Origin of the sequence: Streptomyces sp. TLI_185 (genome assembly GCF_003814765.1) — a bacterium.
Classification (GTDB): domain Bacteria; phylum Actinomycetota; class Actinomycetes; order Streptomycetales; family Streptomycetaceae; genus Streptomyces.
Map to the genome: position 1 here is coordinate 964,757 of NZ_RKRB01000001.1, position 22,329 is coordinate 987,085.

Consider the following 22,329-nt stretch of genomic DNA (forward strand, 5'->3'; position numbering starts at 1 on the left):
CGCCTAGCTCGAAAGATGGATCTGTGACTGTCAACGACGACTCGTTCACCAACTGGAAGACCCGCGAGGAGATCGCGGAGTCGATGATCCCGATCATCGGGAAGCTGCATCGCGAGCGGGACGTGACGGTCCTGCTGCACAGCCGCTCCTTGGTGAACAAGTCGGTGGTCAGCATCCTCAAGACGCACCGGTTCGCCCGGCAGATCGCCGGCGAGGAGCTCTCGGTCATCGAGACCCTGCCGTTCCTGGAGGCGCTCACCGCGCTCGACCTCGGTCCCTCGCAGATCGACATCGGCATGCTGGCGGCAACGTACAAGAGCGACGACCGCGGTCTGTCGGTGGAGGCTTTCACCGCTGAGGCCGTCGCGGGCGCCACCGGCGCCAACAAGATCGAGCGCGGCGAGGGCCGTGACGTCGTCCTGTACGGCTTCGGCCGCATCGGCCGTCTGGTGGCCCGCCTGCTGATCGAGAAGGCGGGCTCCGGCAACGGTCTCAGGCTGCGCGCAATCGTCGTGCGCGGCGGTGGCGACCAGGACATCGTCAAGCGGGCCTCGCTGCTGCGCCGGGACTCCATCCACGGCCAGTTCCAGGGCACGATCACGGTGGACGAGGCGAGCAGCACGATCTTCGCCAACGGCAACGCGATCAAGGTGATCTACGCGAACGACCCGTCCGAGGTCGACTACACCGAGTACGGCATCAGCAACGCCATCCTCATCGACAACACCGGCAAGTGGCGCGACCGCGAGGGCCTCTCCGAGCACCTGCGCCCCGGCATCGACAAGGTCGTGCTGACCGCGCCGGGCAAGGGCGACGTCCCGAACATCGTGCACGGCGTCAACCACGACACGATCAAGCCGGACGAGCAGATCCTGTCCTGCGCGTCCTGCACCACCAACGCGATCGTGCCGCCGTTGAAGGCGATGGACGACGAGTTCGGTGTGCTGCGCGGCCATGTGGAGACGGTCCACTCGTTCACCAACGACCAGAACCTGCTGGACAATTACCACAAGGCCGACCGCCGCGGCCGTTCCGCGCCGCTGAACATGGTGATCACCGAGACCGGTGCCGCCTCCGCCGTCGCGAAGGCGCTGCCGGACCTCAAGGCGCCCATCACCGGCAGCTCGATCCGCGTCCCGGTGCCGGACGTGTCGATCGCGATCCTCAGCCTGCGGCTCGGCCGCGAGACCGACCGCGAAGAGGTCCTCGACTACCTGCGCAATGTGTCGCTGACCTCGCCGCTGAGGCGCCAGATCGACTTCACGACCGCTCCCGACGCGGTCTCCAGCGACTTCATCGGCTCGCGCCACGCCTCGATCATCGATGCGGGTGCGACCAAGGTGGACGGCGACAACGCCATCCTCTACCTCTGGTACGACAACGAGTTCGGCTACTCCTGCCAGGTCATCCGTGTCGTCCAGCACGTCTCCGGGGTGGAGTACCCGACCTTCCCCAGCCCGGCGGCCTGACCTCGGTGAGCCGTCCGGTCAAGGGTCGGCAATGACCGCTTGACCGGACGCCTCCGGGGAATGAATCCGGCCACAGGGGCGGGTCATCTCTGGAGGTGCCGTGACCACTTCGTCTCAGCCGCGGGTGTCGGGCCTGGAGATCCGCTCCATCGACTATGTCCCGCTGGACGAGCGCCACGGCAAGCTGTGGCATCTGGGCCCCCTGTGGTTCATGTCGAACGCACAGATCGCCACGCTCGCAGTGGGTCTGATCAGCATCACCGAGGGCGGCAACCTCATCTGGTCGCTGATCGCGATCGTGGCGGGCACCGTCCTCGGCACCTTCTTCATGGCCTTCCACTCGGCCCAGGGCCCGCAGCTGGGTCTCCCGCAGATGATCCAGTCGCGGCCCCAGTTCGGCTATGTGGGCGCCCTGCTGGTGTGGCTGTTCGCCTACGTCCAGTACGCGGGCTTCAACGTCTTCAACACCATCCTCGCCGGTGAGGCGATGCACACCACGGTGCACGGCGGCGTCAAGCTGTGGGTGGTCGTGGTCACCGTCGTCGCCCTGGTGATCGCGCTCGTGGGTTACGACGTCATCCACAAGGCCGAGCAGTTCCTGACGTACTCCTTCCTGGTCGTCTTCGGCATCTTCACCGTGGGCGTCCTGGTCACGCTGCACTACCCGGCGGGCTCCTTCGACCTCGGCGCCTTCAAGGCCACACCGTTCCTCGCGCAGTTCGGGGTGGTCGCCGGCTACCAGATCAGCTGGGCCATCTATGTCTCGGACTACTCGCGCTACCTCCCGCCGGGCGTGACCGTCCGCAAGACCTTCTACTGGACCTACTTCGGTTCGGCGCTGGGCGGCATCTGGCTGATGGTCCTCGGGGCGCTGCTCGCCGCGTGGGCGGGCAAGGACTTCGAGACGATCCGGTCGATCAACGCGGCCGGCGACAAGGTCTTCAGCGGGTTCGGCGCGATCGTGCTGCTCTTCGCCGTCCTGGGTCTGGTCTCCGTCACCGCGCTGAACATGTACGGCGGCTCGCTGACCCTCATCAGCGCCATCGACTCGATCCGGCGGGTGCGGCCGACGCTCGGCGTGCGGCTGGTGACCATCGGGCTGACCGCGGCGCTCTCCCTGGCCGGCGCGCTGGCCGCCACCTCCAACTTCCTTGAGAACTTCAACAACTTCCTGCTGCTGGTGCTCTATCTGTTCATCCCGTGGACCGCGGTCAACCTGATGGACTACTACGTGGTGCGCCGCGGCCACTACGCCATCGCCGAGATCTTCAACCCCCGTGGAATCTACGGCCGTTGGGGCTGGCACGGCATCATCGCCTACCTGGTGGGCTTCGCCGTGATGATCCCCTTCTTCTCCGTCGGCACCCTCTACACGGGCCCCGTCGCCGACGCGCTCGACGGAGCCGACATCTCGCTGTTCATCGGACTGCCGGTCGCCGCGGCGCTCTACTGGCTGCTGACCCGTTCGATCGACGTGGAGGCCGAGCAGCGGCTGGCCGAGGCCGAGGCGGAGGCGCTGGAACAGGCGGCACACGAGCACCGCGAACCCTGACCGTTCCCCGGGAAGCAACGTCCGTCCACGACGGTCGAGAGATGTGACCCAGACCATAAGGAGAACGATGCCGTTTCGCTAACCGAGAGCGCTATTCTGATCTCCAAGTGAACGAAACCGTTTCGTTTAGAGGCGGGAAGGACAGACATGGTCTCCGTACTCATCGTCAACGACCAGTCCCTGCAACGCGTCGGCCTGCGCATGCTCCTGACTGCCGAGCCCGACCTGACCGTGGTCGGCGAAGCGGCGAGCGCAGCCCAGGCGGTCGGCATGTGTTCGGCGCTCCGTCCGGACGTCGTCCTGTTGGACAGCCGCCTCGCCGATACGGACGACATCGAAGCCATCCGGCGCATCGCACGCCCCGCGGACCTCCCGCGGTTCCTCCCGACCCCCGAGCCCGCAACGGCCGGCGGGCCCCCTCCCCGCGTCCTGGTCCTGACTTCGACCCCGCACGAGAGGCATGCCTATGCCGCCCTGCGCGCCGGGGCAGCCGGATTCCTCCTCACGGACGCCGCCCCGGACGAACTGACCGCGGCCATCCGCGTGGTGGCCGCCGGAGACGCGGCGATCACCCCGGCCCTGACCCGTGCGCTCATCGACGCGGTCCGCGAACAGCCGGCCGACCGCACCGCCGGGCGGGAGGTCGGACTGAACACCCTCACCGAACGCGAACGCGACGTCCTGACCGCCGTCGCCTCCGGTTGGTCCAACACCGAGATCGCCGTACGGCTGTCCATCGCCCCCACCACCGTCAAATCCCACGTCAGCCACATCCTCGCCAAGATCGGCGCCCGCGCCCGCGTTCAGGCAGTGGCCTTCGCCTACGAGTCCGGGCTGATACGGCCGGCGGCCTGAGGCCCGGGGATCACGAGACCTTCCACAGCCGATCGGTCGAGCCGACTCCGCCCGGGTGCTGAAGAACCGGCTGTCCGGCAGAGGCGTCGCCCCTGTTCCGCCCGTATGTGCCGGTCGTGCGTCCCGGAACTCCCGCGGAATTGTCCGTGATCAGTAACAGACGGATCCCGGAGCAACCTTTCGCCGTCCTGACAGGTGCACAAGAACCACCGGGATGACAAGGGCGGGACAGACATGGCGCGGCATGGCGGGCGGGGATGGTACGGCCGGGTATTCGCGGCGGCGGTCGGGGTGACGGCGGTGGCGGCGGCCACCTCGGTGTGGACCGCACAGGCCGGCCCCTTCAGCGGGCAGCACTCGGGCGCCACGGCGCACCCCTCCTCAGCGGCCGCCGGTGCCGGCCGGTCCCCGGTGGCGGTGAGCATCGTGCACGCCTCGGACCAGGGCGCCCGGGGCGTCAACATCACCATTGACGACGGGCCGGACCCGGTCTGGACACCGCAGGTCCTGCAGGTGCTGAAGGACAACGGTGTGAAGGCGACCTTCTGCATGGTCGGCGCTCAGGCCCAGGCGCACCCCGACCTGGTCAAGGCGGTGGTGGCGGCCGGGCACCGGCTGTGCGACCACACGGTGTCGCACGACACCACCATGGACAAGAAGCCCAACTCCTATCAGTCCAAGGAGATCCTGGACGCCGCCGGCATGATCACCAAGGCCTCCGGGGGCGTCCGGCCGCTCTACTACCGGGCCCCTGGCGGTGCCTTCACGCCCTACAGCAGGCACCTCGCCGCCTCGCAGGGGATGCGGCCACTGGGCTGGAACGTGGACTCCAAGGACTTCGAACGCCCCGGCACCGCCGCCATCATCGCCACCGTCAAGAACGAGCTGTCCAACGGCCCGACGATCCTCTTCCACGACGCCGGCGGAGACCGTTCCCAGACGGTGGCCGCCCTGCGCGAAATCCTGCCCTGGCTGAAGCAGCAGGGGCACTCCTTCGGCTTCCCGGTGCGCTGAGCACCGGCCGGGCAACGGCCTCTCGCACGTCAGAGCTCGGCGCCGAAGTCCTGCGTCCACCACGGTCCGCCCGACCCCTTGTGGACGCCCACGCCGATGTCCTTGAACGAGCAGTTGAGGATGTTGGCGCGGTGGCCGGGGCTGTTCATCCAGGACTCCATCACCGCCTGAGGCGTCTGCTGCCCCTGGGCGATGTTCTCCCCGTACGTGGACCACTTGTAGCCCGCGGCGGTGATGCGCTGCCCGGGGTCGGCGCCGTCCGGATTGGTGTGGTCGAAGAAGTTGCGGGCGGCCATGTCGTCGGAGTGGCCCTGCGCTGCCTTCTCCAGTTGCGGGTCCTCGGTGAGCGCGCCGCAGCCGTTGGCCGCCCGTTCCTTGTTCACCAGCGCGACCACCTGCGCGACGGTGTCCGACGGCGCCGGCGACGCCTCGGGTGTGCTGGTCGCCGTCCGCGACGGGCGAGCGGACGGGCGGGGAGCCGGCGCGTCCTTCTTCGCGGGGCGCGGGCTCTTGGAGGCGCTCGCCTTCTTCGTCGGTGATGCGGACGGAGACGGCGACGTGGAGGCCGACGGAGATGTCTCGACGGCACCGGATTCCGACAGGTCGGCGACGGGGGCGCCCGCGGTCCGCTCTGCGCTCGCCCGTTCGCTGCCGGTCCCGGGGTCCGTGCCGAAGTACCAGAGGCCGCCGCCCGTCACACAGGCCGCCACGACCGCACCGCCGACGGCCCGCCGACGGTTGCGCCGGCGTCGGCGCACCTCGCTTCGGGATGCCGTCCGGCCGCGGGCGGCACGGTGTCCCGTTCCCGGGCCCGATCCGGTGTGGCTGCCGGAGGGCCGGGTCCCCGCGCCGGGCGCTGCCATCGCGGTCTCGGCCATCCCTCCGCGGGCGGCGCGCACGCCCGCCAGCAGCGAGGGCGCCGCAGCAACCAGTGCCAGCCCTGCCAGCAGCCCCTCCACGGGCATCAACCCGCTCCACAGGCCGGAGCACCGCCCGCAGCCACGGGCGTGCCGGGCTATTCGTTTGCGCCACAGTGCCGAGGGCCGCCCGTCCCAGGTGCCCAGCATGCCGCGCAGTTCCAGGCAGGGCAGCTGCGCGTCGAGCGCCCGCACCACCACGCGGGCCGCCTCCAGTTGCGCCTTCATCCGCTGCACCCGTACCGCGGTGTGCTGCGCCGACAACTCCAGGGCGGCAGCCACCTCGGCCCGGGTCAGTTCCCCGGCACACTCCAGCCACCACAGCGACAGCAGTCCCCGGTCCTCCGGCTCCAGCCAGCGAGTGGCGCGCGCGGTCTCCTGGCGCTGGCCGGAGAGCTGAAGCTGGACGAGGGTCAGGTCCACGAAGTCGGCGCCCGGATCAGCGAGTTCCTCGGCCTCCTCCACGGTGCCCGGGGCGCCCTGCCGGTCCTGCCAGTGCTTGCGGATCTCGTTCATCGTGATCGCCACGAGCCAGGAACGGAAACTCTCGGGGGTGCGCAGACCGCCCAGTCCGTCCAGGGCACGCAGCATGGTCTCCTGCACCACGTCGTCGACGTCGACCGAGCCGTTCAGCGCCCGCCCCGCGATGTTGTAGACCAGCGGGAGGTACGCACTGACCAGGGCATCCTGAGCTTCCGGGTCGCCCCCTCGAGCGGCGGCCACCAATGCCGCCGGCTCCACCGTGCGCTGTGTACCCATGAAAACTGTCCCGTCCTCGACGCCGAACGTTCCTGCCCGATACCTGGGAGACCGGTCGATGGGTCTCGGATAACAGTTCTTCGGACACACGCTCCACAAAGCGTCCACATCACCGGGACAAGAACCTCGCTGTCAACCACACGATGCGTGTGAGCGCGTCAACCAGTGACGTTCCAGTGGATGTCTCGCTGGAGGTGCCGGGAGTAATTCGCTACCTTCCGTTGCATCTGTAGCCCATTGTCCCTTCTGTGGAGGAGAACTTGACGTCCATGAGGAACGTTGCAGCCACCGTGGCGATCGCTGTCACTGCGTTGGCCGGCGCGTCCGTGCCGGCCGGCGCGTCCGGCACGGCCGTCGGCGATGCCCAAGCCCAGGCCACCAACGTCGACGGGCGAACCATCCAGGAGAGCGCCCCACTGGAGCACTCCCTGCTCGACTTCGTGCAGCGCGCCTCGGCCCCGGAGGAGAGCGAGCTCGGGGTGGCTTGCTTCAATGGGCGCACCGACGGCAACCGAAACGTCTACCTGACCTGCGACAGCCACACCTACCCGGTGTATGTGGACTGCACCGACGGCCGCCATGAGTTCCGGCGCTCCTACTCCGGCCGGTGGGACTTCCGTCTGACCTGCCCTGCGGGAACCCGGGCGGTGTGGGGCGGCAGCTGGTTCGGGCATGCGTAGTCCGCGACCGGCCATGTGGGCATGACGTGCGGGCCTCGGACCGCCGGGCGCAAGGGCGGAGACGGCTGATCCCTCTCCGTCCTCCACGTCGTCCTCAAGCGTCATCCAGGACGTGAGGGCCCAGCGCTCCCAGGCGGGCCAGTGGAGAGAGGGCCATCAGGGCCGGCGAGAGCAGCATGCCTGCGGCGGTCACCAGAAGGCTGCTGTGCGTGCCCCACACTTCCGCGAGAAAGCCGCCGAGCAGCGAGCCGAGCGGGGTCATCCCCATGCCGACAAAGTTGATCGTCGCGGCCGCCCGGCCCTGCATCCCGTCCGGAGTGACGCTCTGCCGGACGGCCATGACCGTGACATTCACCAGCTGACTGAAGGTCCCGAAGACGAAGTTGACCGCGACGAGCGCGGCAACCGTCACCACCGAGGACCCGTGCAGCGCGGGCACGAACAGGAACACGCCGTCGCCGAGCGGCGCCGCGGACACGAGCACGGCGCCGTATCCGAAGCGGCCCGGTAGACGGGCGGCCAGCAGCGAGCCCAGGAGCGCGCCCGGCCCCGTCGCCGCGAGGGCGAGCCCGACGGCGGCGCCCGACAGGTGCAGGTCCCGTGGCAGGAACAGCAGATAGACGGTCATGGCAGCCGCGAAGAAGAACTGGAAGGCGGCTGATGCGAGGCACACGGTCCGCAGCAAGGCCTCTCCGGCGACAAAGCGCAGGCCCTCTTGGATGCGCCGCCAGAGCCGAGGAGGACGTTCCGAACGTTCCGGGACCGATTCGCGGCGCCCCATCCGTCGGATCGACAGGAACGACAGGGCGAAGAACACTGCGCTGGAGTCGGCGGCGATCGGCGCCGACAGCGCGGACACCAGCGCACCGCCGAGGGCGGGGCCGCCGATCTGCGCAGCGGACCGGCTGCCCTCGAGTGCGCTGTTGCCCCGCACCAACTGATCGCGTTCGACCAGCCGTACCAAAGACGCCTGGTATGCCATGTCGAAGAACACGGACAGAGCTCCGACGGCGAAGGCCACCACGAGCAGCGCCGACAGGCCGAGCCATCCCAGGAGAGCGGCCACGGCGGCGGCGCCCAGTGCCAGGGCCCGGCCGGCGTCCGTCAGCACCATCACCGTGCGGGTCCGCCACCTGTCCACCCATGCCCCGACGCACAGCGACAGCAGCAGGATCGGCGCCTGCCCCGCCGCGCGCAGCGCGCCCAACTGGCCGGCGCCGGCGTTGAGTGTCAGCACGGCGAAGAGCGGCAGGACCACCAGGCTTGCCTGCTCGCCCAGTTGAGAGGCCGTCTGACCCACCCAGAGCCGGCGGAAGTCTCCGTCCCGCCACAGGCTTGACGGAGCACGTCGGCCGGAAGCGGATGCGGCGGCGGAAGAGAACGGCACAGGGACCTCTCGTACGACCGAAGACGGGAAGGCTCGCTGTGCCTGCCCGATGGCTTCTGCCGGACAAGGTTCGTCCTCAACAACCCGCACATGCACGTCATTTGCGCTTCGAGTCGGCGCATATCGTCGGTATATCGAAAACCACATACGTGCCGGCAACACCCTGCTGCCTTGACTGGTGGCATGACTCGAACACGACCATCGGCACCTACCACGAACCGCCGGATGCGCGGCCTGCTTGTCGTCGGCCTGATCGTCGTCATAGCGGTGATCACCACAGTCCTCGGCTACCAGCTGCCGAGGTCCTCGTCCTCCTCGTCGCTTTCGCCTCCGTCGGCCGCATTACCTTCGGATGCTCGTCGCGGTGCGCACAGTGGTGCGCTGGGCGAGGCCGACGGGATCGTCCCCGACGGTGTGACGGTCTTCGACGACACGATTCCGGCTGTGGCCAAGCTCGATCCGGATCTGCTCAAGGCACTGCGCCGGGCGGCGTCGGGCGCCGCGCACGACGGAGTCGAGTTCTACGTCAACAGCGGCTGGCGTTCAACGGCGTACCAGAACCAGCTGCTTCGCCAGGCGGTCGCCAAGTACGGATCCGAGAACGAGGCCGCCCGATGGGTGGCCACCGCGGCGACCTCTCCGCACGTTACGGGAGACGCCGTCGACCTCGGGCGTTCGGATGCGACGGCGTGGCTGGCCGGGCACGGCGCCGAGTACGGGCTGTGCCAGATCTACCGGAACGAAACCTGGCATTACGAGCTGCGGATCAGTGCGATCGAGCGTGGCTGCCCGCGGATGTATGCCGACCCCACCGAGGACCCGAGGATGCAGCAGTGACCGGCAGTGAGCGAGGACAGACGATGACGCAGGTGGACGCGGCGGGGACCGGACAGGACGGAGCCGGCCGCCGGAACACCGGCTCCGGTACGTGGCGCCCGCCCATCCGGCAGGCGATCCGTAGAGCGTCCCGGCCCGATCCCTGGAAGCGCGGCCCGGTCCTCGCGGCGTCGGCGCTGCTGCTCGGCCTGCTCATGCTGCTGCACGCCGAGATCCCGAACCGGGTCGGGAACCTCGGCAGCCTGGCGGAGACCTTCCTGCCGTGGTTCGGCGTGTTCATCCCGGTGCTGCTGGCATGGGCGCTCTGGCGCCGCTCCGCCTCCGCGGTGGCCGCGCTGCTGCTGCCGGTGACCGTGTGGCTGTACCTCTTCGGCGGGATGCTCAGCGACAAGTCCCACGCGGGCAGCTATCTCACCGTGGCCAGCCACAACGTCGGCGCCGACAACCCGGACCCGGCCGGCACCGCCCGCGACCTCGTCGCATCCGGCGCGGACGTGCTGGCGCTGGAGGAGATCACCCCGCAGGCTCAGGGCGCCTACGAGAAGGGGCTGGCGAAGGCGTACCCGTACCACACGGTGCTGGGCACGGTCGGGCTGTGGAGCAAGCTGCCGATCTCGGAAACCCGGCCGGTCGACATCGGGATGGACTACGGGCCGCTGGCGGCAACCAAGCCGGCCGCCGTGAAGCTGACCTACAACCGGGGGCTGCGCACCACGGTGACCACGCACCACGGTCCGCTGGCGGTGTATGTGGCCCACCTGGGATCCGCGCGGGTGAATCCCCGAGCGGGCTTCGCGACGGATTCGCGGGACAGGAACGCGCAGGCGCTCGGCAAGGCCGTCGCCGCCGAGAAGAGCAAGCGGGTGGTGCTGCTCGGCGATCTCAACGGCACCACGGACGACCGTGCGTTCGCCGGCCTCACCTCGCACCTGCGCTCGGCGCAGGAGGTGGCCGGGGACGGTTTCGGCTTCAGCTGGCCGGCGAAGTTCCCGGTGGCGCGGATCGACCAGATCCTGGTCCACGGCGTACAGCCGCAGAGCTCGTGGGTGCTGCCGGCCACCGGCAGCGACCACCTTCCGGTGGCGGCCGGAATCAGCTGGTGAACCCCGGGCCATAGGCTGGTCTTCGTTGCGAGATCACCACTGGTGAGAGGACGTCCGACCATGCCACGGGCCCGGCAACAGCCCCCGAGCGGGGAAAATACTCAGGCAGCGATCGAGGAGTTCCTGCGCGACCACGGAGCCGGCCAATTGCCTCATCCGGGCGGCACGCTGCTCGAGCACCTGCTGCGGGTTCAGCGGCTGCTGGCCGAATGGGGAGCGGGCGCCGCCCTGCAGACGGCGGGACTCTGTCACGCGACTTACGGAACCGACGGCTTCGCCACGACACTGCTCCCCCTCACCGAACGGGCGACGCTCGTCGCCCTGATCGGTGAGTCGGCGGAGGCGTTGGTGTACCTGTACGCCAGCTGCGACCGCGCCACCGTCTACCCACGGATCGACGGCACCGCGGCAGTCGCCTTCCGGGACCGCTTCACCGGCCGCGAGCACCACCCCTCCCCCGCCGGCCTGAGGGCGTTCCTCGAGATCACGGCCGCCAACGAACTCGACGTACTGGCACACAACGCGGATCTGGCCGAGCAGCACGGCCCCGGTCTGTACGGCTTCCTCAAACGGGCCGGCTCGCTGCTCTCCCCTGCCGCGCAGGACGCCGTCGACCGGCAACTCGCGCACCTGCCGTAGGCTCCACTGCCGCCGTCAGGTGCCGAGTCGTCTCGACAGACGCGCCATCCGTTCGTCCCAAGGAAGCTCCGCGAGCCCCTGGTGATGCCGCCGTCTGGCCAGGACGGCGGGGTGTTGTGCGCTGTCCGGCTCAGGGGCCTGGCGGACGTCCACCACATGCGGGAATCCGGCGAGGGCCGGGGACTCAGGGGTGAGTTGCTCGCGTGAGGTTCTGACCTGTGTCATCAGATCGTTCGCCAATGACCGGACCGCGTCATGGTCGTCACTGTCCTCCCCGACGATCTGCTGCGCCAGGGCGAAGGCGATCGGGGCCCGTTGTGCAGGGTCGTCGTCCAGCTTCTCGATGAGGACGACCGCGTCCTGCGTGCGTCCTTGGGCTCGTACGGCAGCCATCTCCTGTGCGAGTGCGGGTGTCATGCCTTCGGCCCAGATGATGATGGTTTCCGCGAGGGTGATCAGGTGAGTCACCGTCTCGAACCAGCTGTCGTTCGAGAGGTACAGCTGGGCCTGGGCCAGGGGCTCGCCGTGGAATCGCCAGGAGTCGAGCTCGAGCCCTGCCGATTGCGAGGCGGCCACCTGCACGATGGGGACCTCGTGTCCCAGCTCTCGCACCACGTGATCGCCACGACGCTGATAGGTGAACGTCTGAACCTGGTGGAAGCCTTGTCCACCCGCGTAGTCCGCCCCGGGCTGCCGGACCGTCCACTCCAGCAGGCCGAAGTTGCGCAGAAGCAGCGCAAAGGGCTGCCCGCAACAGCACCAGGTCTTGACTTCACCGACCGACCTTCTGTGCCGGTGCTGCGCGGCGCGGACGAGTTCCTTCGCCTGATGCCGCTCGCGTCCCCTCTCCCACCGGTCTGCGGCAGGCCTCATCAGCTGCTCTGCGGTCAGGTTCGCCGCACGGCCCGGGAGTTCGACGGCACGAAGGACGCGGCGGGCGTACTCACCGCGGGCGAAGTACTCCGTGTCGAGTTCCCCGGCGACGGCAGCATCGACGGCGAGGCCGTTCGACTGTGCTGCCGCGTCGGCGAAGCTGGCGTCGGCCGACGTGTCCTCTCCCAACAGCAGGTGGAACAGGCCGATGTGGAAGTGCGCCTGGGCAAGCCGCCAGCGCAGAATCACGTCCCTGCTGCCCGACCAGCGGTCGAGGATCGTGCGCCACGGCTCGGCCTGCTGCCTGACACCCCGGTCCCCCTCGGCGACCCGGGCCGTGCCGGTGAGGAACGCTGCATGGGCGAGCGCTCGGCACGCTGCTCGCTGAATCGCCACGTGCGCCTGTGGTGCAACCTGGTCCGCCGCCCGGTTCAGGACCGCGACGGCATGGCCCGGGTCCTTGTCGTGCGCTGCCAGTGCCACGGCCGCGTCGGTCAGAGCCATGAGCGCGGGCACGGCCACATCGGCATCGCCATGACCGGCGTACAACTCCGCGATCCACTCAAGGACGGTAAGAGCGTCACCGGCCCGCTCCAGTTCTGCCAACCGCTGCACGATCAGAAACAGGAACTCTGCGGCGTCCTGGAGGGAGCCACCGGCCCGCGGAAACACGTAGTCCACGAGATAGTCGCGGACGGTGCGCTGTGCCGCCGTCTCGTCGGAGATGCGTGCCAGCGCCTCGTCCCAGCGCGTGATCACGGCCTCGATGCCCTCATGGACCTGGGCCCATGAGGTATCGCTCGGGTCTTCCATGGCCACTGGACAACCTCCGGCCGCTGATCCCTGTGAGGACAACCAAGCTCAGGCGCATCAGTAAGTGTGCATGAACTCTGCCCTACGGCAGGAGAGTTGAGGTTGTTCGTCCGGGCGCATTCCCGTCGGTTCAACGCGTCGTCACGGCGTTGTCAGGTCCAGCGGAGCAAACATGTGCCGCTCCCAGAGCCGACGGGAGGCTTCCTCGGGGTAGGCGGCCACCCTGGGTTCGGCATCGAGGAGTTGGACGAGGCGCCGTTCGCTGTCGTAGGCGGGCCAGCCCGGGTCGCCGGTGGTGGCGAAGGTGGTCCAGGCCGAGCGGAAGCGGGCGGAGAGTTCCTCGGTCCCGGGTGCGGGTGTGGGTCCGATCAGCATGGCTCCCAGGCCGCCGTACACGCCGAAGGTCAGGGGCACGTCCAGGCCGTGGCAGGCGCCCAGGGCGCCGCCGTTCGCCGGGGCGGACCAGGTCAGTTCATACAGGTGCGCCCGGCCACCGCCCGTCACCTGTGCCTGAGCGAGGTGCAGCGTGGGCATGCGGAACAGCCAGTCGGACTGGACGAGTTCGAACAGGGACTCCGCGGAGGCCTCGGGGAAGGCGGCCCGGTAGGCCTGCCCGGCGTCCGGTGTCGGACCGAACACCCCCAGCGCCATCGATGCGAGGTTGTCGTCCACGCGGCCGAGCAGCCCGCCGAGCAGGAGGAAGAGCCGGTATTCGTCCCGGTTGTGCCCGGTGATCAGCTCGATGTCCCGTGCGGATCCGCCCGCCAGTGCCTCCCATGGAGTGGTGGGCAGGACCTCGCCGTCGACGACCGGCGAATACGGGGTCGGGGTGAGGGCGACCGGTCCCCAGCGGTGCAGGTACTCGCGCATCCGGGCGCTCAACGCGGCCCCCGCCTCGGTCAGTTTGCGCGGGTCCACACCGGACAGGTCGGCCACCGTCGGGCGCAGCCCCAGCTCACCCGCGACGGCCTGGGCGATGTCCGCGGCCAGCGCGTCCGAGAAGAACGTGCCGGGCACGCTCTGCGCGATGGCCCGCCGGAACAGGCCCCGGGCGCGTGGCATGGCCATCAGCGAGGCGATGGATCCGGCGCCGGCCGATTCTCCGAAGACGGTGACCTGGTCGGGGTCGCCGCCGAAGGCGGTGATGTTGTCGCGCACCCACTCCAGGGCGGCCACCTGGTCGAGCAGTCCCCGGTTCGCCGGGGCCCCCTCGATCCGTGCGAACCCCTCCATGCCGACGCGGTAGTTGAAGGTCACCACGACCAGCTCGCCGTCCCGGGAGAGACGACCGGCGTCGTAGGCGGGGTCGTCGGCGGAGCCGAACTTGTAGGCGCCGCCGTAGATCCACACCATCACCGGCCGTCGCGCCGCCGGATCCGCTTCCGGCGTCCAGACGTTGACCGTCAGCCAGTCGTCACCGGCCGGGAGGGTGCCGACAGGCTCGGCGTCGGGTCCGAGGGGCTCCTGCGGAGGCGGCGGACCGAACGCGAACGCCTCCCGGACGCCGTCCCAGCGCTCCGCCGGTCGCGGCGCGGCGAAGCGGGCCTCGCCCACCGGGGGCTGCGCATACGGGATGCCGCGGAAGACCGCCAGGCCCTCCTCGCGACGGCCGCGCACTGAGCCCGCCGTGGTGTCGGCCTCTGGAAACTCCGCACTGCTCATGATGGCTCCTCAGGCGCCGCCCCTCGGCGGCCTCCGTTCCGTACCCAGATGTACTTGAAGTATCAATTAGTCGCCGCAAGATCAAGGGCTCGGGGATTCCTTGTTCCGCGCCATTGACACCCGCTGGGTGCGACCCGAGACTCACGCCAGGCTTCAGTGAAGCACAATTCACCAGACGAACAGAAGGGAAGAGTCAGCCTCTCCCCCCGGACGGACACGCACGTGCAGATCACCAAGGACCTCGCCCACGCACCCGCCCGACCACCCGGCACCCAGGGCCACCTGCTGGACCTCTACGTCCCCCCGGTCCGAGCGCCCGGCACCGCTGGTGATCTTCACCAGCGGCTCGGGCCGGCTCGCGGACAGCGGACGCACGGGCGCCGACAAGGTGGCCGCGCAGCTCAACCCGCACGGGTTCGCGGTCGCGGGATTGGCCGTCCGCTCCAGCGGCCAGGCGCGGTTCCCGGCCCAGTTGTACGACGTCGAGGGCGCCATCCGCCGGCTGGGCACGAACGCGAAAAACCACCTGGACCCGGACCGGGTCGCGATCATGGGTGACTCCTCGGGCGGCTGGACCACCGCGATGGCGGCCGTCACCGGGGCCATTCCGGCGCTGGAGGGCGAGGTCGGTGTGCGTGGCCCGTCCAGCGCCGTCCAGGCGGCCGTGCCGTTCTACCCGCCGACCGACTTCCTAGGCCTCCCTCATCGGCCGCAACGTCGAGGTCACTCCCGCGCCACGCAAGCCCGCCTCCCACCATTTCGTCCTCCGCGACCGCAGCAAGGTGCAGATCGCGTCGTGACAACCACTATGTGGAGACGGTCCTACGGGAGACCTGCCGGTTGCTCCACCCGCCGAGAGGGCCGGCAGAGCAACCGCGTGCTTGCGTCGGCAGCGAAGACCTCAGCGCGTGGCCCGTGCCGCCTTTTCGATGACATCGGCGACGAGACGGGGATGTGAGACGGCCACCGAGTGCGAAGCGGCGACTTCGAGGGTGTGGGCGTGGGCGCGCCGGGCCATGAAGCGCTGCACGGCGACCGGGATGTTGAGGTCCTGGGTGGTGACGATGTCCCAGGCGGGCCTGTCCTTCCAGGCGGCGACGGTGACCTTCTCCTCCAACGCAGCCTGAGAGATGGGCCGTTGGGCCGCGGCCATCAGGGCGGCCTGGTTCGCGGGAACGTCGGCGGCGAACTGGTGTCGGAACTTGTCCTGCTTGATGTACAGGTCGGTTCCGGTGGTGCCGTCGGCGTTCGTGCAGGGAACGGGGTCGAGGGCGTCGGGGAGAGTGGAGCCCAGGTACTTGTTCGTGAGACCGAGGGCATTCTCGCCGGGGGCCGGGAGGAAGGCCGCGACGTAGACCAGGGCCTTCACCTGGGGATCGTCGGCGGCGGCCTCGCTGATCACCGAGCCGCCGTAGGAGTGGCCGACGAGGACCTTGGGGCCCTTGATGTCGTCTAGGACGCTGCGCAAGGCGGCAGCGTCGCTGTGCGGACCGCGCAGCGCGTTGGCTGCCGCGACGACCGAGTAACCGTCGGCCTGTAGCGTTTGGATCACGCCGTTCCAGCTGGAGCCGTCGGCGAAGGCGCCGTGTTCCAGGACGATGGTCGGCCTGGCGTGCCGGCCCTCCGCGACAGGCCGGGATGCGCCGTTCGCGGTGACGGCGAGCGTACCGACCGCGGCACTCGCCAGGACTGTCGCGGCGGCAACCGTCGCGAACTGCCGTCCACGCGCCCGCTTCGTACCCTTGTCGGTCTTCACCGCAAGTCACCTTTCTCGGAGGTCGTGGCCACGTTGATCGTCACGGGAATGTTGTCGCGGGTGGCCTTGGAGTACGGGCAGATCTGGTGGGCGGCCTCGGCGAGTTCGCGGGCGGTGCAGTCGTCGACGCCGCCGAGGACGGGGTTGAGCGTGGCGGAGAGGGTGAACTCGCCGTCCTCGCCGTGCGTAAGCGTGATCTCGGAGGTGATGGCGGTGCTGGTGAGCTTGATCCTGCGAGTGGCGGCGGCGCGGCGCAGGGCGCCGAGGAAGCAGGCTGCCCAGCCGGCGGCGAGGAGTTGTTCCGGGTTGGTGGCGTTGCCCGCGCCGCCGAGTTCCTTGGGTATGGCCAGGTTGTGGTCCAGGAGGCCGTCCTGCGAGCGGACGGTGCCGCCATTGCGGCCCTCCCCGGTGACATTGACGACGGCTGTGTAACTGACTGCCATGACGGGTCCCCCATCTTGGGTCGGGATGTGTCGGGATGTGCTGGGAAGGTGGTCGAGACGCTTTACGCCGGGACGCCGGTCAGCGCCGGTTCGGCGGGACGCAGCGGAAGCTGTCGGCGTCGGCAGGGTCGCCCTGGCCCTTGTAGTGGGAGATCAGGGGGTAGCGGCACAGGTCGCGAGTGAGCGTCCGGCCGGAGGTGTTGGTGAGGGAGGCGGTGAGTGTTGCGGGTGCCTTGCCCTGCTCGACCCACTTGGTCAGAGCCGCCAGGTCGTCCACCGAACCCTTGAGTGCACAGTGTGCGGTGCCCGGAGCGAGGAAGAGCCGGTAGAAGTCGTCGACCCGGTGTGAGCCGCCCAGCTTCCGTTCGACGCGCTCGCGGTAGTCGACGGTGCCCCGAGTGGGGATCAGCTGGTCCGCCTGACCGTGGTAGGTGAGGAGCTTTCCTCCGGCCTCACGGAACGCGGACAGGTCCGGGTCATCCGTGCCGATGACCTTGCCGTACTCGTCCTGGGACTGCCTGAACACCTGCGTGAACTGGTCGTACGTCAGCTTCGAGGTGTCGAAGGAGGGCTGCTTCTTCACCCACGACGCGACCCAGGCGGCCGGGACGGAGAACGGGGCGTCGCCCGCGAGATACGTGAAGTCGGCGCCGACGGGGAGTCCGTACCACAGCCTCTTGCCCGACGGGGTCCGCGGACCGTCCCAGATCTTGCGCACCACGGCTGCGTCGGCTGCCGTGACGGTCTCCTGCTTGCCGGCGCACACGATCTTGGTGCCGATCAGGCTGCGGGGATCGTAGGTGCAGCGCTCCGCGTCGGAGACCAGACCGTCGTTGATGCCGTCGAGCTTGTCGCAGGCCTTGAGGGCCGCCTGGTTGAAGGCGTTGAGCTTACAGATGCCCGGGCGGGTCTTCGCCTCGTTCATCACCACCTGCGGCCACAGGGTGGCGACCTCGAACTCGTCCCAGTTGACGGCGGGTGCGTCGGCGAGAATGCCGTCGAAGTCGTCCGGGTGGCGCTGGGCCTCCATGTAGCCCTGGCGTCCGCCGGTGGAGCAGCCGGTCCAGTAGGAGTAGGAGGCGGCCCTGCCGTAGACCTCGTCGACGACCTGCTTGCCGACGAGCGCCATCTCGTGCTGGGAGCGGTCGGCGAAGTTCTTCAGCAGCGCGATGTCGACCTGCCCCTTGCTGGTCAACGCCCAGCCGGTGTCCAGGACGTCGCCCACGCCTGCGTCGGTGGTGGCGGCGGCATAGCCGTTCTTGACCGCCGTTCCCAGGCCCACGCCATTGTCCCCGGCGGCGTAGGCGCTCCCGCCGAGCGCCTGGAAACGGCCGTTCCAGCCCTGCGCGGGCAGCCACGTCCGCACCTTGGCGTGGTCGCCGTCGCCGGTATGGGTGAGGGTGACGGTCACTTCGCAGTAGGCCGGTACGCCGGAGACCGAACCGCCCAGGATCCCGGTCCCGTTCACGGTGCCTCCCCCCTGGCGGGTCACCGTCACGGACTCCACCCCGGTGCCGGCCGGGGGCCGCACCGAGACGGTCGAGCAGTTGAAGGGGGCGGCGGAGCCTCGGGTGTCCGCGGAAGCGCCGGCCGGCATGCATAAGGCCGCCGCCAGCGGTACTCCGGCCGCGAGAAAGGTCAGAAGTCGTCTCATTGGCTTTCCTGTCATGGCGAACGGCCTCCTACAGCCCCAGGTCCAGGGCGAGGCACGAGTAGTACTTCCAGGAGCCCTCGGGGTTGTACGAGGCCGCCGCCCCACCGCCGTGGCCGGCTTCCACCTCTTCGGTCATGTCCTCGAAGCGGATGCGCTCGGGAAGCGTGCCGTACCGCGCGTGCCGAGCCGACGCGGCCGGGTCCGTCATCGGTTCCTTGTTCATGGCCGAACTCCACTTCTTTGTCGGTCGATGCCCTCGATCACGTAACCACCCTGACAGGTGACGGTCTGGGCCACAAGAGCAATCACCGTTCTAACCGGTTATCAAACTCACTTCGTAACCCCTTTGACAGGTGATGCGCGCTGTGTCAAAGTCGCCCTGCCGTCGAACTCTCGGCAGCTGTGCGGAACTTGTCCCATACACGGGAGGCTTCAGATGATCAACAGGCGTACCTTCAACACAGCCCTGGGCCTGGGCACGGGAACGGCCGCCGTCTCACTGGCCGGCCTGCAGGGGGTTTCGAGCGCGGCGCCGGCCCTCTCGACCACTCCGGGCGCCCACACCTCGTTCCCCTCGCTGAAACAGGTCAAGGCCGGTCTGCTGGAGGTCGGTTACGCCGAACTGGGCCCCGCGCACGGTCCGGTGGTCATCTGCCTGCACGGCTGGCCGTACGACATCCACAGCTATGTCGACGTCGCTCCCCTGCTGGCGGCCAAGGGTTATCGCGTGATCGTGCCCTACCTCCGCGGTCACGGCACCACTCGGTTCCTGTCCTCCCGCACCTTCCGCAACGGGCAGCAGTCGGCGATCGCCCTGGACATCATCGCGCTGATGGACGCACTCAAGATCCACAAGGCGGTCATCGCCGGCTTCGACTGGGGCTCACGGACCGGCGACATCCTCGCGGCGCTGTGGCCCGAGCGCGTCAAGGCCCTGGTCTCGGTGAGCGGTTACCTCATCACCAACCGCAAGGCCCAGCTCGAACCGCTCGCGGCGGCCGCGGAGCACACATGGTGGTACCAGTTCTACTTCGCCACCGAGCGGGGCAAGAAGGCCATGGAGGACCATGACCACCGCCTCCAGTTGACCCGGCTCGTCTGGGATCTCGTCTCCCCGACCTGGAACTTCGACGACGCCACCTTCGCGCGCACCGCGGCCGCCTTCGACAACCCCGACTACGCCGCGGTCGTCATCCACAACTACCGCTGGCGGCTCAGCGTGGCCGAGGGAGAACCCCGCTACGACCGCTACGAGGAGAAGCTGGCCACGGCACCGCCCATCACGGTGCCGGCCATCACCCTCGACCCCGAGAAGGACCCCTTCACCCTGCCCGGCAACGGGTCCATGTACCGCGACAAGTTCACCGGCAAGTACGAGCACCGGACGCTGACCGGCATCGGGCACAACCTGCCGCAGGAGGCCCCGACGGCCTTCGCCCAGGCCGTTGTCGACGCGGACCGCCTCTGACTGGGGAGGTCAGTCCGTCGCACGCTCCGCGAGGGAGTACGACACCGCCCGCTCCCGCTTGTGGCGACGCACCCGCCCCTTCGCGACGAGTGATTCGAGGGCGCTGCGCACGACCTGCGGGGTGGGCGAACGGTCCGGGTGCCGCTCCTTCAGCTCGTCACACAGAGCCTTCGCCGACCGCGGCCCGTCCTGGGCGCCGAGCAGTTCGATCAGGACGTCTCTGAGCAGACGTGTGGGAGAAGGGTTCGCCTTCTCGTTCCGTTCGGCGAGCCTGAGGATGTCCGTCAGGAGGGCTTCCTCCTGCTTCAACATCTTGAGCTTCTCGGCCAGTTCGCGCTGCCGGCGGCGGTTCTCCGCCAGATCGGACACGGCTTGTTCGACATACCTCGTCCGGAGAGAGGCGGATGGACCAGTCACGACCGTTCACTCCCCCGGCGTCAGCTCGTCGTGCCGTGCTGGCGTGCCCGGTAGGCGGCGGCCTTGACCCGGTTGCCGCAGGTTCGCATGGCGCACCACTCCCGTCGGTGGCCGCGCGAGCGGTCGAGGTAGACCTGGGTGCACTCGGGACGGGAACACTCGCGCAACAGCGCGGCCTCTTCACCGCCGACGATCTCGACGGCCTCACGAGCGAGGGCGGCGAGCCCTTGGACGACCGTGCCGGTACGGGTCGCACCGTCGGGACCGAGCCGCACGGTCACGGGGAGACCTGACGCCTGCAGGTTCACCTCGGCGACCGCCTCGGCAGGCAGTGGCCGTCGCTCGATCCGGGCCGCCACCAGGGAGTAGACCGCCTCACGCAGGTCCACTGCGAGGGAGAGGTCGGCCTCGCTCGCCCCGGGCGCCAGATCGAGCATCCCGGACTCCAGGAACCAGTCGTCGAGCAGTTCGGGGGAGGCGAGCTTCTCGAGCGGCTCGCCGTTGCGTCGCGCGCGCAACGTGCCGACGAAGTCCAGAGGAAGCGTCCCGCAGGGAAAAGCATGATTCACGTAACCATACTGACGGGTGACACCTGGATGTGCAACATCCTGCCTGCCGATGCGGCACGCCCGAGACGCAGGCCTTCGATTACGCGCCCTGGCGCATAAACAGCCCTACTTTCGTCGGCTCAACACCGCTTCCGCCATGCCTTGGAGCAAGTATGGTTTTTTTATTGACAGCGGAAAAGATCCGACCTTAGGTTTCCGGCCATGCGCCCGACCTTCGCCCACGAGTCGGTCCCCACCATGACTCCGGCCGCCTCCCTGGTCTTCACCACACTGCTCTCCCACGGTCCGCTCACCCGGACCGAGGTGGGGCGGCGCACCAAGCTGTCTCCGGCCGCGGTCACCAAGGCGGTCCGTCCGCTGATGGAGCTCGGCTATCTCGTCGAGGGCGCGGACGAAGAGGCGCGGCCCGCGGTGGGGCGTCCGGCCACCCTGGTGTCGGTGGACGCGGGAAGGGCGCTGTTCATCGGCGTCAAGGTGACAGGCGACGAGATCATCGCCGTGCTGGCCGACCTGTGTTGCCGTATCCGGGTGTCCCGACACGTGGCCCTCACGGGCCGCGAGCCCCAGGCCGTGCTCCCCGCCATCACCGCGCTGGTACAGGAGTTGCTCACCGAGGCCGTCGGATTCGGTGTGCAGGTACGGGGGCTGGGCATCGCGATCTCGGGGGACGTGGACCGCGCGGACGGTCTGGTTCGCTACTCCCCCTTCCTGGAGTGGCGCGACGTACCGCTCGCCGAGCTCGCCGGTACCGCGACCGGGCTGCCGGTCACGGTCGACAACGATGTGCGGGCGCTCACGGTCGCCGAGCTCTGGTTCGGGGCCGGAGTCGGGCTCTCGGACTTCGCCCTGGTGACCGTGGGCGCCGGCATCGGCTGTGGCCTGGTGGTGCACGGCCGGGTGGTGTCGGGCGCGCACGGCGTGGCGGGCGAGATCGGGCATCTGTCCCTCGACCCGAGGGGCCCGCTCTGCCACTGCGGCAACCGCGGTTGTGTGGAGGCGATCGCGGCGGACCCCGCGATCCTCCGCGCTGTGAGCGCGGCCACGGGCAGGCAACTGACCGATGTGGCCGAGGCGTTGGATCTGGCACACGGCGGAGACCCCGGGGCCCGGGCGGTCTACGCACAGGCCGGCGAGGCCATCGGCAAGGCCATCGCCTCCCTGGTGAACCTCCTCGGCCCCGAGCGGGTGGTCATCTCCGGGGAGGGCCTGGCCGCATACGACCTTTTCGCCGAGGGCATCCGGGACGCGTTCGCCGCGTCCGCCTTCGGTACCGCTTCGCAGTGTGACGTGATGACACGTCCGCTGCCCTTCGAGGAGTGGGCGCGTGGGGCCGCGGCCACCGCGATCCAGTCCTTCATGGGGTCGGACACGTACGAGGAGCAGCCATGACGCTGCAGAGCCGCAGCCCGCGAGCCGCCGCAGTCGCCGTCCTGTTTTAGCCCGGACCTCACCGATACCCGCC

The 22,329-nt window shown here is 69.1% G+C and carries 20 protein-coding genes and 2 pseudogenes; 12 read left to right on the plus strand and 10 right to left on the minus strand.

The genetic code is table 11. The annotated features are described in order from the left end of the window. Positions 1-23 precede the first annotated feature (23 nt). The 4 genes from EDD92_RS04495 to EDD92_RS04510 all read left to right on the plus strand — a co-directional run bounded on the left by EDD92_RS04495 (position 24) and on the right by EDD92_RS04510 (position 4,890). A complete protein-coding gene (locus EDD92_RS04495) occupies positions 24-1,469 on the plus strand; it encodes a glyceraldehyde-3-phosphate dehydrogenase (RefSeq protein WP_123963093.1) in 1,446 nt (481 codons plus the stop codon). 100 nt (positions 1,470-1,569) lie between these two features. Next, complete coding sequence (locus tag EDD92_RS04500; RefSeq protein WP_260326311.1) at positions 1,570-3,021, plus strand: cytosine permease; 1,452 nt, start codon at positions 1,570-1,572, stop codon at positions 3,019-3,021. Positions 3,022-3,168: 147 nt separating this feature from the next. Further along, positions 3,169-3,876, plus strand: a complete 708-nt coding sequence (locus EDD92_RS04505; RefSeq protein WP_123963094.1) for a response regulator transcription factor — start codon at positions 3,169-3,171, stop codon at positions 3,874-3,876. A 234-nt stretch (positions 3,877-4,110) separates the two neighbouring features. Next, positions 4,111-4,890, plus strand: coding sequence for a polysaccharide deacetylase family protein (locus tag EDD92_RS04510; protein ID WP_123963095.1), 780 nt, complete (start codon positions 4,111-4,113; stop codon positions 4,888-4,890). A gap of 29 nt (positions 4,891-4,919) precedes the next feature. Here EDD92_RS04510 and EDD92_RS04515 read toward each other — a convergent pair whose 3' ends face one another. Next, entirely contained in the window at positions 4,920-6,566 is a 1,647-nt protein-coding gene (locus EDD92_RS04515; protein WP_123963096.1) for a sigma-70 family RNA polymerase sigma factor, read from the minus strand. 269 nt (positions 6,567-6,835) lie between these two features. Between EDD92_RS04515 and EDD92_RS04520 the strand changes: the two genes are divergently transcribed. After that, positions 6,836-7,246 (plus strand): hypothetical protein, encoded by a 411-nt coding sequence (locus EDD92_RS04520; protein WP_123963097.1) that lies wholly within the window; start codon positions 6,836-6,838, stop codon positions 7,244-7,246. A 94-nt stretch (positions 7,247-7,340) separates the two neighbouring features. On the opposite strand, the gene EDD92_RS04525 is transcribed toward EDD92_RS04520, so the two are convergent. Further along, the gene (locus tag EDD92_RS04525) at positions 7,341-8,579 is read right to left on the minus strand and encodes an MFS transporter (RefSeq protein WP_260327278.1); all 1,239 of its coding nucleotides are present in this window, start codon (positions 8,577-8,579) and stop codon (positions 7,341-7,343) included. A gap of 279 nt (positions 8,580-8,858) precedes the next feature. On the opposite strand from EDD92_RS04525, the gene EDD92_RS04530 reads away from it, so the two are divergent. From EDD92_RS04530 to EDD92_RS04540, 3 genes are read left to right on the plus strand one after another with little or no spacing between them, the layout of a single operon-like run. Beyond that, entirely contained in the window at positions 8,859-9,470 is a 612-nt protein-coding gene (locus EDD92_RS04530; protein WP_123963098.1) for a M15 family metallopeptidase, read from the plus strand. Between the two features lie 23 nt (positions 9,471-9,493). Further along, the gene (locus tag EDD92_RS04535) at positions 9,494-10,573 is read left to right on the plus strand and encodes an endonuclease/exonuclease/phosphatase family protein (protein ID WP_123963099.1); all 1,080 of its coding nucleotides are present in this window, start codon (positions 9,494-9,496) and stop codon (positions 10,571-10,573) included. Between the two features lie 60 nt (positions 10,574-10,633). Then, positions 10,634-11,212, plus strand: a complete 579-nt coding sequence (locus tag EDD92_RS04540; RefSeq protein WP_123963100.1) for a DUF6817 domain-containing protein — start codon at positions 10,634-10,636, stop codon at positions 11,210-11,212. Positions 11,213-11,227: 15 nt separating this feature from the next. Here the strand turns inward: EDD92_RS04540 and EDD92_RS04545 are convergent, their stop codons facing one another. Beyond that, positions 11,228-12,898, minus strand: a complete 1,671-nt coding sequence (locus tag EDD92_RS04545; protein WP_123963101.1) for a hypothetical protein — start codon at positions 12,896-12,898, stop codon at positions 11,228-11,230. A 141-nt stretch (positions 12,899-13,039) separates the two neighbouring features. Continuing rightward, entirely contained in the window at positions 13,040-14,560 is a 1,521-nt protein-coding gene (locus EDD92_RS04550) for a carboxylesterase/lipase family protein (RefSeq protein ID WP_123963102.1), read from the minus strand. A 328-nt stretch (positions 14,561-14,888) separates the two neighbouring features. Here EDD92_RS04550 and EDD92_RS52060 point away from each other — a divergent pair. Both EDD92_RS52060 and EDD92_RS52065 read left to right on the plus strand, forming a co-directional pair. Next, positions 14,889-15,218, plus strand: a pseudogene (locus EDD92_RS52060) (alpha/beta hydrolase fold domain-containing protein); the annotation flags it as partial. A gap of 37 nt (positions 15,219-15,255) precedes the next feature. Beyond that, positions 15,256-15,360: pseudogene (locus EDD92_RS52065) on the plus strand (glucose-1-phosphate thymidylyltransferase); the annotation flags it as partial. Between the two features lie 101 nt (positions 15,361-15,461). On the opposite strand, the gene EDD92_RS04560 reads toward EDD92_RS52065, so the two are convergent. The 4 genes from EDD92_RS04560 to EDD92_RS04575 all read right to left on the minus strand — a co-directional run bounded on the left by EDD92_RS04560 (position 15,462) and on the right by EDD92_RS04575 (position 18,636). Then, on the minus strand, positions 15,462-16,247 hold the full coding sequence (locus EDD92_RS04560; protein WP_185124394.1) for an alpha/beta fold hydrolase: 786 nt from the start codon (positions 16,245-16,247) through the stop codon (positions 15,462-15,464). 65 nt (positions 16,248-16,312) lie between these two features. After that, positions 16,313-16,759 (minus strand): Ohr family peroxiredoxin, encoded by a 447-nt coding sequence (locus EDD92_RS04565; RefSeq protein WP_123963104.1) that lies wholly within the window; start codon positions 16,757-16,759, stop codon positions 16,313-16,315. 79 nt (positions 16,760-16,838) lie between these two features. Next, entirely contained in the window at positions 16,839-18,413 is a 1,575-nt protein-coding gene (locus EDD92_RS04570) for a tannase/feruloyl esterase family alpha/beta hydrolase (RefSeq protein WP_123963105.1), read from the minus strand. Between the two features lie 28 nt (positions 18,414-18,441). Further along, positions 18,442-18,636 carry a hypothetical protein gene (locus tag EDD92_RS04575; protein WP_123963106.1) on the minus strand — a complete coding sequence of 65 codons (195 nt, stop codon included), beginning with the start codon at positions 18,634-18,636 and terminating at the stop codon, positions 18,442-18,444. Between the two features lie 213 nt (positions 18,637-18,849). Here EDD92_RS04575 and EDD92_RS04580 point away from each other — a divergent pair, with 213 nt between their 5' ends. Next, positions 18,850-19,881: an alpha/beta fold hydrolase gene (locus tag EDD92_RS04580; RefSeq protein WP_123963107.1), complete on the plus strand. Its 1,032-nt coding sequence runs from the start codon at positions 18,850-18,852 to the stop codon at positions 19,879-19,881. Positions 19,882-19,890: 9 nt separating this feature from the next. Here the strand turns inward: EDD92_RS04580 and EDD92_RS04585 are convergent, their stop codons facing one another. After that, the gene (locus tag EDD92_RS04585; protein WP_260326313.1) at positions 19,891-20,250 is read right to left on the minus strand and encodes a hypothetical protein; all 360 of its coding nucleotides are present in this window, start codon (positions 20,248-20,250) and stop codon (positions 19,891-19,893) included. 68 nt (positions 20,251-20,318) lie between these two features. Next, positions 20,319-20,867 (minus strand): ABATE domain-containing protein, encoded by a 549-nt coding sequence (locus EDD92_RS04590; protein WP_123963109.1) that lies wholly within the window; start codon positions 20,865-20,867, stop codon positions 20,319-20,321. 201 nt (positions 20,868-21,068) lie between these two features. Here EDD92_RS04590 and EDD92_RS04595 point away from each other — a divergent pair, with 201 nt between their 5' ends. Then, positions 21,069-22,256, plus strand: a complete 1,188-nt coding sequence (locus EDD92_RS04595) for an ROK family transcriptional regulator (protein ID WP_185123931.1) — start codon at positions 21,069-21,071, stop codon at positions 22,254-22,256. The last annotated feature ends 73 nt before the right edge of the window (positions 22,257-22,329 follow it).

Excerpts from the sequence above, each read along its gene's own strand:
- EDD92_RS04545 (WP_123963101.1), bottom strand. The coding sequence starts at position 12,898 with ATGGAAGACCCGAGCGATACCTCATGGGCCCAGGTCCATGAGGGCATC.
- EDD92_RS04580 (WP_123963107.1), top strand. The coding sequence starts at position 18,850 with ATGATCAACAGGCGTACCTTCAACACAGCCCTGGGCCTGGGCACGGGA.
- EDD92_RS04530 (WP_123963098.1), top strand. The coding sequence starts at position 8,859 with ATGCGCGGCCTGCTTGTCGTCGGCCTGATCGTCGTCATAGCGGTGATC.
- EDD92_RS04520 (WP_123963097.1), top strand. The coding sequence starts at position 6,836 with ATGAGGAACGTTGCAGCCACCGTGGCGATCGCTGTCACTGCGTTGGCC.
- EDD92_RS04510 (WP_123963095.1), top strand. The coding sequence starts at position 4,111 with ATGGCGCGGCATGGCGGGCGGGGATGGTACGGCCGGGTATTCGCGGCG.
- EDD92_RS04570 (WP_123963105.1), bottom strand. The coding sequence starts at position 18,413 with ATGAGACGACTTCTGACCTTTCTCGCGGCCGGAGTACCGCTGGCGGCG.
- EDD92_RS04515 (WP_123963096.1), bottom strand. The coding sequence starts at position 6,566 with ATGGGTACACAGCGCACGGTGGAGCCGGCGGCATTGGTGGCCGCCGCT.
- EDD92_RS04550 (WP_123963102.1), bottom strand. The coding sequence starts at position 14,560 with ATGAGCAGTGCGGAGTTTCCAGAGGCCGACACCACGGCGGGCTCAGTG.
- EDD92_RS04575 (WP_123963106.1), bottom strand. The coding sequence starts at position 18,636 with ATGAACAAGGAACCGATGACGGACCCGGCCGCGTCGGCTCGGCACGCG.
- EDD92_RS04595 (WP_185123931.1), top strand. The coding sequence starts at position 21,069 with ATGCGCCCGACCTTCGCCCACGAGTCGGTCCCCACCATGACTCCGGCC.
- EDD92_RS04505 (WP_123963094.1), top strand. The coding sequence starts at position 3,169 with ATGGTCTCCGTACTCATCGTCAACGACCAGTCCCTGCAACGCGTCGGC.
- EDD92_RS04565 (WP_123963104.1), bottom strand. The coding sequence starts at position 16,759 with ATGGCAGTCAGTTACACAGCCGTCGTCAATGTCACCGGGGAGGGCCGC.
- EDD92_RS04535 (WP_123963099.1), top strand. The coding sequence starts at position 9,494 with ATGACGCAGGTGGACGCGGCGGGGACCGGACAGGACGGAGCCGGCCGC.
- EDD92_RS04540 (WP_123963100.1), top strand. The coding sequence starts at position 10,634 with ATGCCACGGGCCCGGCAACAGCCCCCGAGCGGGGAAAATACTCAGGCA.